Source organism: Luteibacter sp., from assembly GCF_036499525.1.
Lineage (GTDB): Bacteria > Pseudomonadota > Gammaproteobacteria > Xanthomonadales > Rhodanobacteraceae > Luteibacter.
This window is the reverse complement of the sequence record NZ_DASYDO010000055.1, coordinates 15,406-30,156: the sequence shown is the minus strand read 5'-3', so window position 1 is coordinate 30,156 and position 14,751 is coordinate 15,406. Positions and strand designations below refer to the sequence as shown.

Genomic DNA, 14,751 nt, shown 5'->3' with positions numbered 1-14,751 from the left:
GACCCCAATCCTAAGCATCGCGCATCAACGCGACGTGCAGCGCTATTGCAGGCCGCTGACGGGCCGCTTCGCGTTCGATTCGAACTCGCGCCAGATGCCATCGGCACCCTCCACCGAAACCAGCACCTGCAAACCGTTCTGCAGGCCGAGCAGTTTCGACTGCTGCACCGCGTACGCGATGGCGGCGATGCGCGTCTCGAAGTTTTCCGTGGGCACGCCGTTCATCTGCACGTGCCATAGGCCCGCCATATCGGGATGGAAGGGAATGTCGTAGATCACCATGGCCATGGAAGAAGGTGAGAAACCTCGCAAGGCGTAGGGCCGGCGATCCCAGGGGGAGTGGGCGGGACGGCTGCACGAACAGAGGCGCAAGATTATCCGTTCCCTGACGTTCCCACAACGGAAAACACCTATGCCGTTCCTTCACGCAAGGATCACGCCCGCGCTTCAGCGAGGTGCCTCGAATGTGCCCGGGCTATGCTCCGTAGCGCGCCATTCCGGCGATCGCTCGCGCTGCGCGTCGAGCAATCCCTGGCGCACGCCTTCCTGGTCGCGGTCAGCCCCATAGACGGGCGAGCCCGGCTGCTGTCGCCAGGAATCGGACAGCGAGCCTGCGTCGACGCCATCGAAACCGAGTTCGTCGATGAGCTTCAATACCTTCGCCTTTGCGTTCTCGTCGTCGCCAGACACCGGCAACGCGATCCTCTCTTCCGCGGTAGAGGGTTTGCCCAGCGTTCCCAGGTGCTCGGCGTAAATGTTGTTGAACGCTTTGATGACCGGCCGTCCAAGCTGGTCGGATGTCCATTGGCTTTCGGGCACGCCGTCCTCGATGGGTCCGATTCGCCCGTCGCGTTGCTGCGGATAATAATTGCCCGTGTCAACCACCACCGTGTCCTCCGGCACACCGTCGAACAGATCGCGCGGCAGTTTCGCCACGTTCGCTTCGGGAATGGTCACGATCACGACCTCCGCGCCGCGTGCGGCTTCACGCGACGTGACAGCGACCGCGCCGGTTTCCTGCTCGATGTGGGTGAGTGTTTCCGGGCCGCGCGAGTTTGCGATGAGCACGTCGTGGCCGAGTTCCCGGAAGCGCCGTGCGAGCGTGTGGCCGATGTTTCCAGCGCCGATGATGCCGATCTTCATGGTATGGACTCCGCTTGAGGTAATCGCTGACATCATCACCTGCTCGCGTGAAAAACGGGCGAGCAAAGAGTGAGCTCCCCATATTTCAACGATGCGTTTGCCTGCCCTGACAGCCATACTCGATGATCTACCTGGGCCCGGCGGTTACCTCGAAGCGCTGGCTATTGAGCGGGCGGCACGCCGCGCCGTATCGCGGCGGAGAAATCATCGTCCGGTCCGCTCGCCAGGGCCCGCGACGTGATTCTTCCCAACCGCCGCCATTCCTCCACGCCAAGGCGCCGGTCCAGGGCACCGGCATCGCGAAGGTACTCCGGCAGGTATCCCGTGAGCAGCAGCCGCAGGTCGAATGGCAGCGCGCCGTCGATGCGCTTCGCCATCCGGTAGACGATGGTGGTGCAGTTCGAGGTGACCGTGTTGTAGAAGCGCGGCACGCGTACCAGCTCGTTCGCCGCCTCCACGTAGGAAACGAAGAGAGAACGCATGGCTTCGCGCGTCATCCGCAACGGGAAGAGGTACGCTTCCTCGCCACGCACATTGGTGCGCACGCGCACGATGTCGCGCTCGTCGGCGGCAATCAGCACCAGCTCGAACTGGCGGAAGAAGCCGCCGATCTCGGAAAACGCCTCGCCGCACTTGCGGCGGATCTCCACGGAAAACACGACATGCCGCCCGTCGTCGAATCCAAAGGAAAGCATTGCGTGCGCGATCGCCTCGCCTGACCAGTAGGACAGGATCGCGTCCGCACCCACCAGGCTGTCCAGGTCGTATTCCCGCGTCTCCCAGCGCACGTCGTAATCGTCATCGCCGCGCCAGTCGAAATCGCGCACGTTGTGAAGCACCGCGCACGATCCCTGCACCTCGCCGCGCAGCAGGCAGGCCACGTCGTCGGCCCACACATGATCGTTGCGTGGGCGCATCGACGCCCACCAGGCCAGCAGCACGGCATGGGCGACGGCGAAGACCGATGGGCCCCACCCCGCGCTCCAGCCGAGCCATGCCATCCATGCGGCACCGCACCCGGCCACCCACGCCACGGCAGCCGCAAGACGCGCTGCGCGAGGCCCCGGGAAGCGGAACGCCAGCGCGAATGCGCCCCAGGCACCCGAGACGAACAACAACACGCCCGCGAGAAGGCCCGCGGCGCCGCGGGCAAACAGGCCACACCGGGTCATGGAATAAGGCTCATCGTCATGAACTTTCCCATGACGTTGACACGCGGGCAACACACATTGCATGTCCCGGCGGGAACACTGGGCACATCTTTCACCGCGGGAGCATCCGATGAGCCGCTTCGACGATCGCTACGGCAAGACACGTCATCCCGGCGACGATCCCGTCTGGACCCGGCCAGGTGCGCGTCGCGACGACACCCGTTACCCGGGTGACGAGTTTGGCGGTACGTACGGCCATCGGGACCTCGGCGGCCGTCCCTACGACGCTGGTCACGACATGGCAGGCGGCCGGGATTACGGCCCCGGTGACGACTTCGCCGGCGGTGGCTGGGGAGGCCAGCGCGATGACCAGCGAGGCGATCGCCGCTATCCCGGGCACCGCGAGTTCGGCGGCCACCACCGTTATGGCGGCAACGGACCGCAGCCCGGCCATCGCGACTTCGGGCGTGGCGACGAGGGTAAACGCGACTGGAGTGGCTCTGGCTATCCCGGCGGCCTGCGCGGCGTCGGCCCGAAGGGTTACGAGCGCAGTGACGAGCGTATCCGGGAAGACATCTGCGAACGGCTGACCGAACACGATGCCATCGATGCCTCGACTATCGAGGTCCAGGTAGCCCAAGGCGTCGTCCAGCTCAGCGGCGACGTGCCCGAACGCTACATGAAACACCTGGCGGAAGATGCCGCGGTCGACGCCGTGGGGGTCAGGGACGTGGATAACACCCTGCGCGTGCGCGGCAGAAACCGACCCGAGGATCGCGGCATGTTCGACGAGCCTTCGCCAGGGTGACGGAGCGTCCGCTCAGCCTGCGCGTGACAGGCTTGCTTCGCGGATGGCGCTTTCGAGCTGGTGCGCGCTGTAGGGCTTGCGCACCAGCGGCGCCTGGTAGCGACGGGGAATGTCGACCGCCAGCGAGCCGGTGGCCAACACGTACGGAATGCCGCGCCGCTTGAGTTCGTCCAGCGCGGGATAGGCCATGACACCCTGGAGGTCGAGATCGACCACCGCCACGTCGCAACGCTCAACGTGGGCCACGCGGATGGCCTCCTCGATGCAGCCGGCACAAGCCGCCACGTCGTAGCCTAGTCGCTCGGCGAGGAGGTCGGTCAGCGCGGAGGCTAAACCGGAATGGTCTTCGAAGACGATTGCCCGCGGCGAGGCTGTCATGTTCATGCGAAAACCCGCAATCAGTGGCCCGGACGACCAACCTACTCCCGTTTCTACGCCGCGACCATATACCTTAAGCAAATTCGGCTAAGAAATTTTTCCCTCTTCACGAATGCGACAGGGCGGTGTCGTTTGCCACGATTTAAGCGCTTTTCACTCACCAGAGGTCATGTTTCCGCAATGCTTCGAGGAGTTTCCGGGAGGTGAAATCGAGCAGTTTCCGGCGAGCATAGGTATGCCACGCGAGCCAGGTGAGGATCTTGTCCTTCCACTGGTCCGTGGCGACCGAATACAGGGCATCCAACCGCTTCTTTATGGCCGGGCCCAGGCTCGACGGATCGAAAGCGCCCTTGGGCCAGTCCGGCAGGCGGTCTTCACGCTGGCCAGGATCGCAAGGCCCCACCAAGGGAACGACCGGCGCATGCAGCACGCCGTCGCGCTCGCGCAGGTAACCGGCCAGCACCGGATCGGCGGCCCAGCCGGCGACGATCGGGTTGTTCGCCGGAACGAGGAAATGCTCGGCCAGGAAGCGCTGGGCATTGCGCCGGCCGAGCAGGAAGTCGTGGCGCCGGTAGGCTTCGGCGAAAAAGCCCGAGAAACCGCCGAGGGCCCCTGCCGCGATCGCGCGGCCGCCCAGCCAGCGTGTGGCTCCATCCGCCGAGGGCCGGGTAGGAGCGATCAGGAAGCGGCTGTAAACGGCATCGTCCATGGCCAGCGCGATTTCCCGTGGCTTGAACCGCGCCTGCTGCTTCCATGAAGAGAAGAGTGCCGTGAGCGCCTCCACGATGTTGATCGATGCCGCGAACTCGGGGCCCAGGTCGTCCGGTTCCGGGAACGGATCCACCATCAGCACGATGCGGTTCACCTCGTCGCCGCGGCGCGGGTTCCGGCCGAGGGTGCCCGCCAATTCGGTACGGGCAAGTTCGAACGGTTCGTTGTCCATCGCCCCGCCGTCCACGCCGACGAAGCGATAGGTGGCCCCGTGGCGATCCCAGGCATCGCGTCGCGGCTCGATGGGAATGACCCGGGAGATGCCGTGTTCGTCGGGCACCACCACGCTGCGCTGCATGTAGTCGCTCCAGCGCCGCTCCACTTCGCGGTAACGCAGGCCACCGGGGAACGCGGAGGACGCGAGCGCGGCGTTCATCAGCGACGTCCAGGCGCGATCCGGCAGCTGCTTGGGATGGGGCACGTAGAGGTCGTCGGGATACTGCCAGGCGCGGTCGTAAGGTCCCTGCCCCGTGTCGACCGCGAAGCGCAGGTAATCCTCGTGCGCGACCATGCTGTGCACGGCATCCGCGCTTCTGCCCGCAAACGGCACCGCGTACGGCACGCCGCGCAGGTTCGTCACGGTGAAGACGAACTTCAGCGGATTGGCGACATAAGGCCGCGCCAAGGGCTGGCCCTCGAAGCGCAGGACCTGGGCCGCTATCTCGTCCAGGCGGCGGGTGTCGAGCAGGGAGGCGATCGGGACGTTCTTGTCCACGAGGTCGTCCGTACCGAGGAAACCGCGGATGTCGACCTGTTTGACCCACACGTCGTAGAACGGGTTGGCCGGCGTATCCACGTCCGCGATGTGCACGTGGGGAAACGCATAGGGCAGCGCCACCGCCGAGATGACGCCGTTGATGCTGCCAGCCGATGCCCCGGAGATATCCCTAAGGAGAACGTCATGCGTAGGCACCGGCAGCTTGCGCGCCTTCGCGTCGTACCAGTGTTCCAGCGCCTCGTAGAGGAAATCCAGGACACCGGCGGCATAGGCGCCACCGGACACGGCGCCGGCCAGTGCAAGGCCCAGTTCAAACGTATGGGCCCGCGGGGGTGGCGTGATTTCGGGATGCGCCAGGGGCAGGTCCGTATCGGGCATGTCCGCTCCATCGCCTGAGTTCAACGCATTATGGGCGACGGGAGTCTCCGGAAACCCGAACGCTCCCCACGTTTTTCTATCGTGCCATCCACTGCGCCGCAAGCGCGAGGGCCGCCGGCAACGCCTGTACATAGAGGATGCGCCGGCTGGCGGTGAGCGCGCCCCACAGTCCGGCCACCACGACGCAGCCGAGACCGTAGAACACGAAGGCCGTGGCTAAGGGCTCACGCAGCGCCAGGCCGAGAACGAGGGCGACGACGAGGAACGCGTTGTAGAGCCCCTGGTTGGAGGCCAGCGCGGCGCTGTCCCGGGCAAAGTCGGCGCTTATGCCGAAGACCCTCGGCCCGCGCGAGCGCCAGAGGACCATCTCCAGCAGCACGATGTACACATGGATGAGTATCACCAGCATGGTGAGCACGGTGGCGACGATGGTCATGCTTCTGTCCTTGCACGGAGGGCTGGCGCCCGAGGATAGCCGCTAATCCGTTCTTAGGCCGGATGGTGGATTGCATCCTGACGCGTGTCCGGCACTATGGCGGGAATGTGCAAGGACACGGCAGCCCAGGAGATCTCCCTGGAGGCCCTCGGGCTGCTCCAGGCATTGCTGCACCATGACTACGACGAAGCCCAGCTTCGCGCGAACCACATGGTCCGCTGCGCGCTGCAGCACGACCACCTCAAGGTCGCCGACGCCGCCGAAAAGATAGAGGCCTTGCTGTCCTGCGGCTGTCCGAATTCCATGGAACTGCGCATTGCCTTACGCTGCCTGACGACGTCGGTCGACGGGATGCAGGAGGCTGCCCCGCCTCTTCCCGGCCTGCCTTCGTAGCCCGAATCGACGGCGTAGCAAGCATGAAAGTCGGAATCGCAAGTCAGACGAAGAACTCGGGATCTATTTCAACCGCAAGAGGTTCGTGCAGGCGCACCTGCTGGTGCTCCCCGGTAACGAATTCGTAAGGCACGTAAACCATGCGTGCGAACCCGGGGGCCTCCACGTGAACCCTGATACCGCTCTCGACGACAGGCTCGAGTTCCTCGGGAATGAGGACGTTGGCAACGAGCGCCACGGCGGCGATGTCGCTGCCGGATGCCTTGGACGCCAGCCCCTGCGCGACCAGCCGGTACACGTCCTGTGCGTTCGGATTCCCCGGGCCGTCCGGCGTACCGGCTGCCGCCGCAATCTCGCCGGCTTCGGTAATCGACCCGCCGAACGGGAAGAATTCGCCGCTCTTCGCCAGCATCTGCTCGGCGAACTCGACCACGAAGCCGAACAGGCGGTTTACCGGATTCTGTGTCTCTTCCATACATCCATCCCCCAGGCGATTAGCGGGAGCTATCGTACGACATCTGCGTGCCTGGCTTGCGAGTCCGTGCCGCTACTGAAGACGGCATAGTCGATGCGATCGAGAATGAATCCCGCGACTTCACGCATGCCGAGTCGTTCGTGGGCGCGAATGGAAGCGGCGTTGTCCCGCCGGATGAAGAGGATGGCGTCGCGATTCGGAAGCTGTTCCTGCAACACCGCATAAAGTTGCGGGAGCAAGCCTCTCCCTCTCTCGGTACCGGCGATGCAGACGGGGCCGTAGACATAGGACTCCGGACCACCGGGCCACGCGGTGAGCATGGCCCGGACTGATGGCGGTGCCGGAGCATCGATGGCCGCGCTGAACAGCACACCCACGACCCTACCCTCGCGACGCGCAATGACAACCGGCATCCCGCCAAGAATCATTTGCTCGACCTTCCCGGCCGGGAATTCGCCGGTCAACGAACCACCCCGCGACGGGGCATTCGCTTGCAGCAGCACGCTTATTTCCCCGGCGTCCGCCGTGGTTGCGGAGGCCATGTCGTAAGTCATGTGTCCGAACCTGATAGCAGCTTTGGATTCAATTCCGTTCTCCAATGCGTCGAAGAAGAGAATCAATTCGTGCAGCCTTGTGCTCGGGTTGAATTCGTTGGTTGCTTTCGCGTCCTCGAGAATTCCCTTCGACCGCTTAGTTGCATTGTCGAGGCGACCGACAAGCGACTGGAATATCCTTCCCACCTTCCCTTTGTCATAATCCTGCATCGATTCGCACTTCTTCAGATCAGATACACAGCAGTCAGCAGGCGACTTATTGCCCTCTGCGGCGTATGGCTTCCTGTTGCCGTTGAAGTGAAGGATGAGCCAGAACTCAAAGCAGGGAAACGAAGAAATGACTTCCAGGCCTTCCTGTCCTTTCGCCAGGCGCATCGCCTCGTCCCATCCAGGATGAGTATCGCGATCGACCACGCAGAACACCTTGTCGAAGCGCGATCGCCTGCGGAGTGCCTCCTCGACGATCCCTTTGGGATCGGTCTTGCCGCAATGCGTGACTTCCACTTTGGCATGCACGCGGAAATGAATCGCTGCATCTTCGAGATAGTTCCGGCTTGACTTGGTGTCTTCGCAGATGATCAGTACAGTCGGCCGCGGCGCACGGTTCGGCTTACTACGATTGAACGAGTTCCCTGTTCGCGCCACGATCAACCTCGTCTACGTACAGGCAGGCCGCGATAGCGGCCTTCGAAATATCGCTTTTCGACGTCCTCGCCCTCACGTCCTTCGTAGGAGTGAATCGAAGTCAGACGCGTGGCGCCGTCACTGTTCCGGTCTGCGACCCAAAGCTGGTCTCGCCTGAGCAAGCGAGTGCTCATGAGGTGCGTGTCGTGCGTGGTGAAGATAAGCTGCGTTGTCGAATCCGAGGAAATGTGCCTGCTCACGAGGTGTTCGACAATCTCAGGGTGAAGGCTCGCATCGAGTTCGTCGACGATGATCAGGCCGAACTTTTCCGGGGATTTCCCCGCGGCTCCTATAAGGACATTCCACAGCGTCCAGAAGCCGATCAGGTTCCTCGTGCCATTCGATTCCTCCGACAGCTCGAAGTCGGCTTCGCCGAGCCTCGTGCGATGAGTCAGGATGGCTCGCCTCCCCTTTTTCGATTCAGATGCCTCCCAGCGGATGTTCGTGACAGGCACATCGATATCCTGAAGATAGGTACTCATACCTTCATTCCAGGAATCGCTCATGTCCTCGCTCCAGGAATCGTCTGTTTGCACCTCGGCAAGAACACCCAGTTGCTTTGGGCCATCGTCAAGAACGAATGCGCCCGAAGAAAGCCATGAATGCGGAGTACGTAGCTGGCGGAGGTCTTCGCTGCTATTGGCTACGGCTTGCGATATGAACAACGACTGGGGCCCTGTCAGGCGTCGCCAGACGTCCCGAACACCCACCTCTCCCTCGAACGACTCGCCGAACACGTATTCGTCGGCTGCCTGGAGGTAGTTCCGCGTATAGAGCAACGTTTCCTTTCCGCGGGGGAATGCCCTCAGCGCTTCGTGCACGATGCGCTCGCGAGTAGCGCCTACGTTGAACTGGTAGCGTATGCCGTCTCTTAGGAAATGCACCTCGAAGGTACTGGGCTCGTTCGCGAGCGATGTGTCGAACCGAAACGGTTCCACCGGCAGGTTGCGTGCCTTGGCATCCGGACGGAGCTTTGCCAACCTGAAAATTACGCCCAGAGCCTTGATGAAGTTCGTCTTTCCGGAGGCGTTCCCGCCGTAAATCGCCCCCACCTTCAAGAGTTGGGGCAGCTTTTCGCCTGCGACATCAGGGCTGAAAGCGTTTTCCTTCTTCCCCAGGCGCGGAGCCGCCGTCATCTGGAATGTCTGGCGTTCCCGGAACGAACGGAAATTGGCGACGGAGAATTCGATCAACATGCAGAAATTCCGCAGCAAAAGTGGAAAAAGTCCCGATAAATCTAGCACCTGTTAGCGCCATCTGCAAAAAAATTGCAGATGACGTGAGCCACGTGCTTTCATCAGATACAAAAAAACCCGCTTTCGCGGGTTTCTTTGCAATCCGGTTGAGGTTGTCCGGATCTTGCGTTGGTGCCCAAGGGGGGACTCGAACCCCCACGACCTAAGCCGCTACCACCTCAAGGTAGTGCGTCTACCAATTCCGCCACCTGGGCATAACTTTTACTGCGTGTTGCGATTACTTCTTGGCCGGTTCCGCGGGAGCCTGTGTGGCTTCCTGCTTCGGGGCCGGAACATCGTTGTTCGCTGCCGGAGCGGTGGCGGCGGGTGCGCGGGGCACATCCGACGCGGCCGGGGCTACCGGAGCGTTGTTGGCGGGAGCGGCCGGCGTGGTAACGCCCGACATCACGCCAAGATCCGCGGCCGGCTGGGGATTGCCCGTGCGACCGAGGTACATGCCCATGCCGAGGCTGAGCAGGAAAAACAGGGCGGCGAGCACCGCGGTGGCGCGCGTCATGAAGCTGGACGAACCGCGCGCACCGAACACCGTGGCGGAAGCACCGCCACCGAAACCGGAACCTGCCTCCGCACCGGCACCGCGCTGCAAAAGAATCAGCACGATCATCGCCGCGGCGATCAGGATATAAAAAACGCTGAAGAGAATGAACATGTCTTCTAGTTTTGCCGTGTCGCGTTTATCGACGCGCCGCGGCGCATATATCCAGGAAATCGGAAGCCACCAGGGAGGCGCCACCGATAAGTCCCCCGTCTACATCCGGCTGGGCGAAAAGTTCGGCCGCATTGGCCGGCTTGACGCTTCCGCCGTAAAGCACCCGGGTCAGGAGCGAGATATTAGCATCCTTTTTTGCCAGTTGGCTACGGATGGCGGCATGAATCGTCTGTACCTTCCCGGGGGTGGCGGTAAGCCCCGTACCGATGGCCCAGACCGGCTCGTAGGCGACCACGGCAGTGAGGAAACTCTCGATGCCGCAACAGTCGAGCACGGCCCCCAGCTGGCGGCCGATGACCTCCTCGGCCTGCCCCGCTTCATGTTCCTCGAAGGTCTCGCCGACGCAGAGGATGGCCTGCAGTCCGGCCTTGCGCGCGGCCTGGAATTTCTTCGCCACCAGCTCGTCGCTTTCCCGCTGGTACTGACGGCGCTCGGAATGGCCCACCAGGACGCAGCTCGCGCCGACGTCGCGCAACATCTCGCCAGAGACTTCACCCGTGTAAGCGCCCGGCACGTGGTGCTCGGAAAGATCCTGCGCGCCAAAGCCGAGGCCGCGGTCACCGTAGCGGTCGCTTAATTCCCCCAGGTACACGTCCGGCGGGAAAACCAGCACGTCCACCCCGTTGGGCAGGTTCTCGACGATCTCGCGGACGACGGCGTCGGCCATGGCGCGGGAACCGTGCATCTTCCAGTTACCGGCGACCAGCTTTTTGCGCATACGAGGCTTCCAGGCGTGGAGAAAGGGGCGGCAGGATAGCGACGGCACCCCCACCGGCAAAGCTGCATTGCCGCATGGAGCGGCCGCAGGCCGTTCACCGAGGGTAACGTATCGGTCGGGCATTTGACCTGATCGGCAGCACCTTCGAACATGCGCCCATGCACATTCTGAGAATTTTCTTTATCGCCCTGCTCCTGGCCTGCTCCGGCGGCGCCCTGGCGCAGACCGACGAGGCCACGCCCGCCCAGCAGATCGACGACATGCGCAGCCAACTCGACAAGATCGAGAAGGCGATGAAGGACGACAAGATATCCAACCAGGACGTGGATGACCTGCGCGGGAAGACCATCGATGTGGCGAGCGCCGCGCAAAAGGTGTCGGGCACGCTGCAGCCGGAGCGGGACGGCGCAAAGGCGCGGCTCGACCAGCTCGGCCCCGCGCCGGCCGCCGGCGTTAAGGAAGCCCCTGAGCTTGCCGCCACCCGTAAGGAGGCACAGAAGGCCTTCGACATCGTCGATGCGCGGATCAAGCAGGCGGACGGCCTCGCGCTGGAGGCCCAGCAAACAGGCAACCAGCTGTCGGACCTGCGCCGCACGCGCTTCCAGGAAACGATTTCGCAGCGCACGAGCTCCCCGCTCTCGCGCCCCTTCTGGTCCGACCCGGCGGCGGCGTTCCCGCGCGATTCGGCGAACCTGCGGACGTTCGCCGGTGCGGTGAAGAGCGATCTCGCCAACAGCTGGTCCACCGGCAACCGCACGGCGCTGATCATTTGCGTCCTGCTTGGCCTCCTGCTCATGACCGGCGTGCGCTTCTACATCGAATCGCGCGTGCGCAGCCTCACCGCCAATCGCATGCCGCCCGGGCGGCTCCGTCGTTCGGCGTTGATCGTCGGCATCGCGCTCACTTCCACGCTTACCACGGGCCTCGGTACGCAGCTGCTTTATCTTGGCCTTAACTGGAACGACGTTTTCAGCGACGAGACCGACGAGATCGCGCGCGCCATCGTGCGCATCGTGTTCTTCGGTGCTTTCGTGGCCGGGCTCGGCCGTGCGCTACTTTCGGCGAAGCGGCCTTCCTGGCGCCTGCCCGCCATCGCAGACGAAACAGCGCTGGCACTGCGCCGCTTCCCCATGCTGATTTCGCTGGCGGTGGTGCTCTTCTATTTCCTGAAGGAATTGAATCGCACGATCGGCACCAGCCTGGCCGCCACCGTGCTCACCAGCAGCCTGCAGGCGATCGTGCTGACGGCGCTCAGCGCGGTGGCGTTGCTGCGACTGAGCCGCACGCACCACTACGGCGAGGACGGCACACCGCCGCCACCACGGCCGATCTGGGCAAGCCTGTTCATCGCGGCCGCGTGGATCGCCATCGTCGCGTCCTGGATCGGACTGCTCGCCGGCTTCATTGCCTTCGCCTCCTTCATGGCGGGCCAGGTCGTGTGGACGGCGATCGTCATTGCCGCGACGTATCTCGCGATGCGCCTCGTCGACGACCTGTTCGAGACCGTGCTGTCGGAAAAGGGCCCGATGAGTGCGCGCGCGCAGGCAGTGTTCGGCACGCACCCGAAGCTGCTCGACCAGGCGGGCGTGCTGCTTTCCGGCGTGGTGCGCCTGGGTCTGTTCCTGTTCGGGCTCACCGCCGTGATGTCCGGCTTCGGTGCCGGTGCCTCGGACATCGTCGCGCTGGGCAGCAAGCTGCAGTCGCTGAAGATCTACAACGTCGAGCTGAAGCCCAGCCAGATCCTGAGTTCGATCGTCCTCTTCTTCCTCGGCCTTCTGGCCGTGCGGGTGATAAAGAACTGGATGTCCGAACAGTACCTGCCGCGGACCAACCTCGATCCAGGGATGCGCAGTTCGCTCACCACTCTCCTGGGCTATGTCGGCATCGTGATCGTCGTGGCCATCGCCCTGCTGGCGATGGGACTGTCAGTGCAGAACGTGGCCTGGGTCGCCTCCGCGCTCTCGGTCGGTATCGGCTTCGGCCTCCAGGCGATCGTGCAGAACTTCATTTCTGGCCTGATCCTGCTGGCGGAGCGGCCGGTGAAGGTGGGCGACTGGGTAGTGCTGGACGACGCCGAGGGCGATATTCGCCGGATCAACGTGCGCGCCACCGAAATCCAGGTGGCCGACCGCTCGACCATCATCGTGCCCAACTCCTCCTTCATCACGAAGCCCGTGCGCAACATGACGATGGCCAATCCGCAGGGCCGCGTGCTGTTCAAGCTGCCGATGCCGCTGGACACCGATCCGGTCGACGTGCGGAACCACATGCTCGAGGCGATGCATGCCCATGCCTCTGTGCAGGAAACACCTGCGCCGCTGGTGATGCTGGATAACATCGACCATGCGGCGATGACCTTCCTGGCCATCTGTTACGTGGGCAGCCCGCGCGACGTGGGAGGCGTGAAGAGCGATCTTCTCTTCGACATCATCGCGCGGCTGCGTACTGGCGATATTCCACTGCTGCGACCGCAGGACCTGGTGCTGCGGTCGGCAGGTGGCCTGGGCGACCTCGTCAGTCCTTCACCGGAACCAGGCGCAGATCCTGGAAATCGAAGCTGAAGTCCGTCAACGGCGAGACCGGTTCCATGCGCACCTCGCGCACCTTGCCGTCTGGATCGAGCGCGAAGTTCACGAAGGCATCGCCGTTGAGCGAGCGGTCTTTCCAGTGCGCGATGAACGTGTCGTGCTGCCACGGCTCAAGCGTGCCCCTGAGCTGCGCCGTCTTCGTGAAGCTCATCACCAGCTTGCCGCCCTCCTTCGTCACCTTGACGTCGCCGTACCAGGGATCGCGGTAGGTGCCGGCGTAGCCATCCAGCGGGAGCGACGGCTTCGAACCCTTCGTGCGCGCGGCCTCGTGCTTCTTCATGCTGTCGTCGGCGTTGGCTTCCGACTTCTTCCCGCTCGCCGCGTAAGCCGCGTTCCAGTCGGTCTTCGGCGCATCCATGAAGGCGTCCAGCGCGCGGAACGTGACCGCCTGGAAAGCCGAGCCGGATTCCTGGTTGGTCAGCACCACGATGCCGAGCTTGAGATCCGGAACCAGGGTCACGCGCGACACCATGCCGGGCCAGCCGCCGGTATGCCACACCAGCTTATGGCCGCGGTAATCCGACACGAACCAGCCTTCGCCGTATCCGGAGAAGTTTGGCTTCGTGGCCTCGAGTTCAGGCACGCTGGGCTCTGAAATCCGGATGGGAGTGATCAGCGACCACATTTCCGCCTGGCGCTTCTCGCTGAAGAGGCGCTGTTCCTTGCCCGAGGCATCGGTATAGGTACCGCCGGCCAGCTGCATGTTCATCCACTTCGAGAGGTCATGCACGCTCGAATAGATCCCGCCGGCGGCCTGGTTGTTGTTCCACGACATCGGCGCCACCGGTTTCAGGTCCTTGAAGTCGAATTTCGCGTGGCCAGTGGCGATGTCGTCGTCCGGACCGATGCTGTCGGGCGCATGGGTCTGCGATTCGGTCATGCCGAGCGGCGTGAAGATGCGTTCGCGCACGAAGTCCGCCCAGGGCTTGCCCGAAACCTGTTCGATGACGAGGCCGGCCACGGCGAAGAGGATGTTGTCGTACGCGTACTCGGCGCGGAAGCTGTTGGTCAATGGCACATGGCGCAGGCGCTGCACCACCTCCTGCGTCGTATAGGTCGTGGCCGGCCAGTACAGCAGGTCGCCCGCACCCAGGCTGAGACCGCTACGGTGCGCGAGCAGGTCGCGGATGCGCATTTCGCGGGTCACATAGGGGTCGGACATCTGGAACCACGGCAGCCGGTCGACGACGCGGTCGTTCATGTCCAGCTTTTTCTCGTCCGCGAGGATCGAGAGGGACGCGGCGGTGAAGGCCTTGGTGTTCGACGCGATGGCGAACTGCGTATGCGCATCCACCTTCGCCGGCTCGCCTAGCTTGCGCACGCCGGAACCCATCTCCAGCACGGTCTTGCCGTCCTTCACGATTGCCACGCCGATGCCCGGCACGTCGAACTGCTTGCGCGTGGCATCCACGTAAGCGTCGAAGTCGGCGAGCGCGGCAGGACGCACGGCGGTTTCGTTCGCCGCGGGAGAAGTCGGCGTATTGGCCTGCTGCGCTTGCGCAACGAGCGCGAAGACGAAGCTGGTAACGCCGAAGGCGAGGAGATGGCGAAGGCGCGACATGGAGGGTCCCGGCAGCTGAAGAGAGCCGAG

The 14,751-nt window shown here is 63.6% G+C and carries 15 protein-coding genes and 1 tRNA gene; 3 read left to right on the top strand and 13 right to left on the bottom strand.

The features are described from left to right. Positions 1-42: 42 nt before the first annotated feature. The 3 genes from VGM71_RS10325 to VGM71_RS10315 form a co-directional block, all read right to left on the bottom strand. On the bottom strand, positions 43-282 hold the full coding sequence (locus tag VGM71_RS10325) for a DUF2188 domain-containing protein (protein WP_331544744.1): 240 nt from the start codon (positions 280-282) through the stop codon (positions 43-45). A 165-nt stretch (positions 283-447) separates the two neighbouring features. After that, on the bottom strand, positions 448-1,209 hold the full coding sequence (locus VGM71_RS10320) for an NADPH-dependent F420 reductase (protein ID WP_331544742.1): 762 nt from the start codon (positions 1,207-1,209) through the stop codon (positions 448-450). A 95-nt stretch (positions 1,210-1,304) separates the two neighbouring features. Beyond that, on the bottom strand, positions 1,305-2,315 hold the full coding sequence (locus VGM71_RS10315) for a DUF4105 domain-containing protein (protein WP_331544740.1): 1,011 nt from the start codon (positions 2,313-2,315) through the stop codon (positions 1,305-1,307). 109 nt (positions 2,316-2,424) lie between these two features. Here VGM71_RS10315 and VGM71_RS10310 point away from each other — a divergent pair, with 109 nt between their 5' ends. Next, positions 2,425-3,102, top strand: coding sequence for a BON domain-containing protein (locus VGM71_RS10310; RefSeq protein WP_331544738.1), 678 nt, complete (start codon positions 2,425-2,427; stop codon positions 3,100-3,102). A gap of 12 nt (positions 3,103-3,114) precedes the next feature. On the opposite strand, the gene VGM71_RS10305 is transcribed toward VGM71_RS10310, so the two are convergent. The 3 genes from VGM71_RS10305 to VGM71_RS10295 form a co-directional block, all read right to left on the bottom strand. Further along, positions 3,115-3,486: a hypothetical protein gene (locus VGM71_RS10305; RefSeq protein ID WP_331544736.1), complete on the bottom strand. Its 372-nt coding sequence runs from the start codon at positions 3,484-3,486 to the stop codon at positions 3,115-3,117. A gap of 151 nt (positions 3,487-3,637) precedes the next feature. Continuing rightward, positions 3,638-5,347 (bottom strand): patatin-like phospholipase family protein, encoded by a 1,710-nt coding sequence (locus VGM71_RS10300; RefSeq protein ID WP_331544734.1) that lies wholly within the window; start codon positions 5,345-5,347, stop codon positions 3,638-3,640. Between the two features lie 76 nt (positions 5,348-5,423). Further along, positions 5,424-5,783 (bottom strand): DUF1304 domain-containing protein, encoded by a 360-nt coding sequence (locus tag VGM71_RS10295; protein ID WP_345786173.1) that lies wholly within the window; start codon positions 5,781-5,783, stop codon positions 5,424-5,426. Between the two features lie 105 nt (positions 5,784-5,888). Here VGM71_RS10295 and VGM71_RS10290 point away from each other — a divergent pair, with 105 nt between their 5' ends. Beyond that, a complete protein-coding gene (locus VGM71_RS10290) occupies positions 5,889-6,176 on the top strand; it encodes a hypothetical protein (protein ID WP_331544732.1) in 288 nt (95 codons plus the stop codon). Positions 6,177-6,219: 43 nt separating this feature from the next. On the opposite strand, the gene VGM71_RS10285 is transcribed toward VGM71_RS10290, so the two are convergent. The 6 genes from VGM71_RS10285 to tpiA form a co-directional block, all read right to left on the bottom strand. After that, positions 6,220-6,651: a hypothetical protein gene (locus VGM71_RS10285; RefSeq protein WP_331544730.1), complete on the bottom strand. Its 432-nt coding sequence runs from the start codon at positions 6,649-6,651 to the stop codon at positions 6,220-6,222. Between the two features lie 29 nt (positions 6,652-6,680). After that, complete coding sequence (locus tag VGM71_RS10280; protein WP_331544728.1) at positions 6,681-7,850, bottom strand: RloB domain-containing protein; 1,170 nt, start codon at positions 7,848-7,850, stop codon at positions 6,681-6,683. Between the two features lie 2 nt (positions 7,851-7,852). Then, positions 7,853-9,085, bottom strand: a complete 1,233-nt coding sequence (locus VGM71_RS10275; protein WP_331544726.1) for an ATP-binding protein — start codon at positions 9,083-9,085, stop codon at positions 7,853-7,855. 169 nt (positions 9,086-9,254) lie between these two features. After that, positions 9,255-9,339, bottom strand: a tRNA-Leu gene (locus VGM71_RS10270). Positions 9,340-9,362: 23 nt separating this feature from the next. Continuing rightward, the gene (secG, locus tag VGM71_RS10265) at positions 9,363-9,794 is read right to left on the bottom strand and encodes a preprotein translocase subunit SecG (RefSeq protein ID WP_331544724.1); all 432 of its coding nucleotides are present in this window, start codon (positions 9,792-9,794) and stop codon (positions 9,363-9,365) included. A gap of 25 nt (positions 9,795-9,819) precedes the next feature. Then, positions 9,820-10,572 carry a triose-phosphate isomerase gene (gene tpiA, locus VGM71_RS10260; RefSeq protein ID WP_331544722.1) on the bottom strand — a complete coding sequence of 251 codons (753 nt, stop codon included), beginning with the start codon at positions 10,570-10,572 and terminating at the stop codon, positions 9,820-9,822. Between the two features lie 158 nt (positions 10,573-10,730). Here tpiA and VGM71_RS10255 point away from each other — a divergent pair, with 158 nt between their 5' ends. Next, positions 10,731-13,133, top strand: a complete 2,403-nt coding sequence (locus VGM71_RS10255) for a DUF3772 domain-containing protein (protein ID WP_331544720.1) — start codon at positions 10,731-10,733, stop codon at positions 13,131-13,133. Here VGM71_RS10255 and VGM71_RS10250 read toward each other — a convergent pair. Then, positions 13,087-14,721, bottom strand: coding sequence for a serine hydrolase (locus tag VGM71_RS10250; RefSeq protein ID WP_331544718.1), 1,635 nt, complete (start codon positions 14,719-14,721; stop codon positions 13,087-13,089). The two genes, VGM71_RS10255 and VGM71_RS10250, sit on opposite strands and share 47 nt — an antisense overlap. Positions 14,722-14,751: the final 30 nt, after the last annotated feature.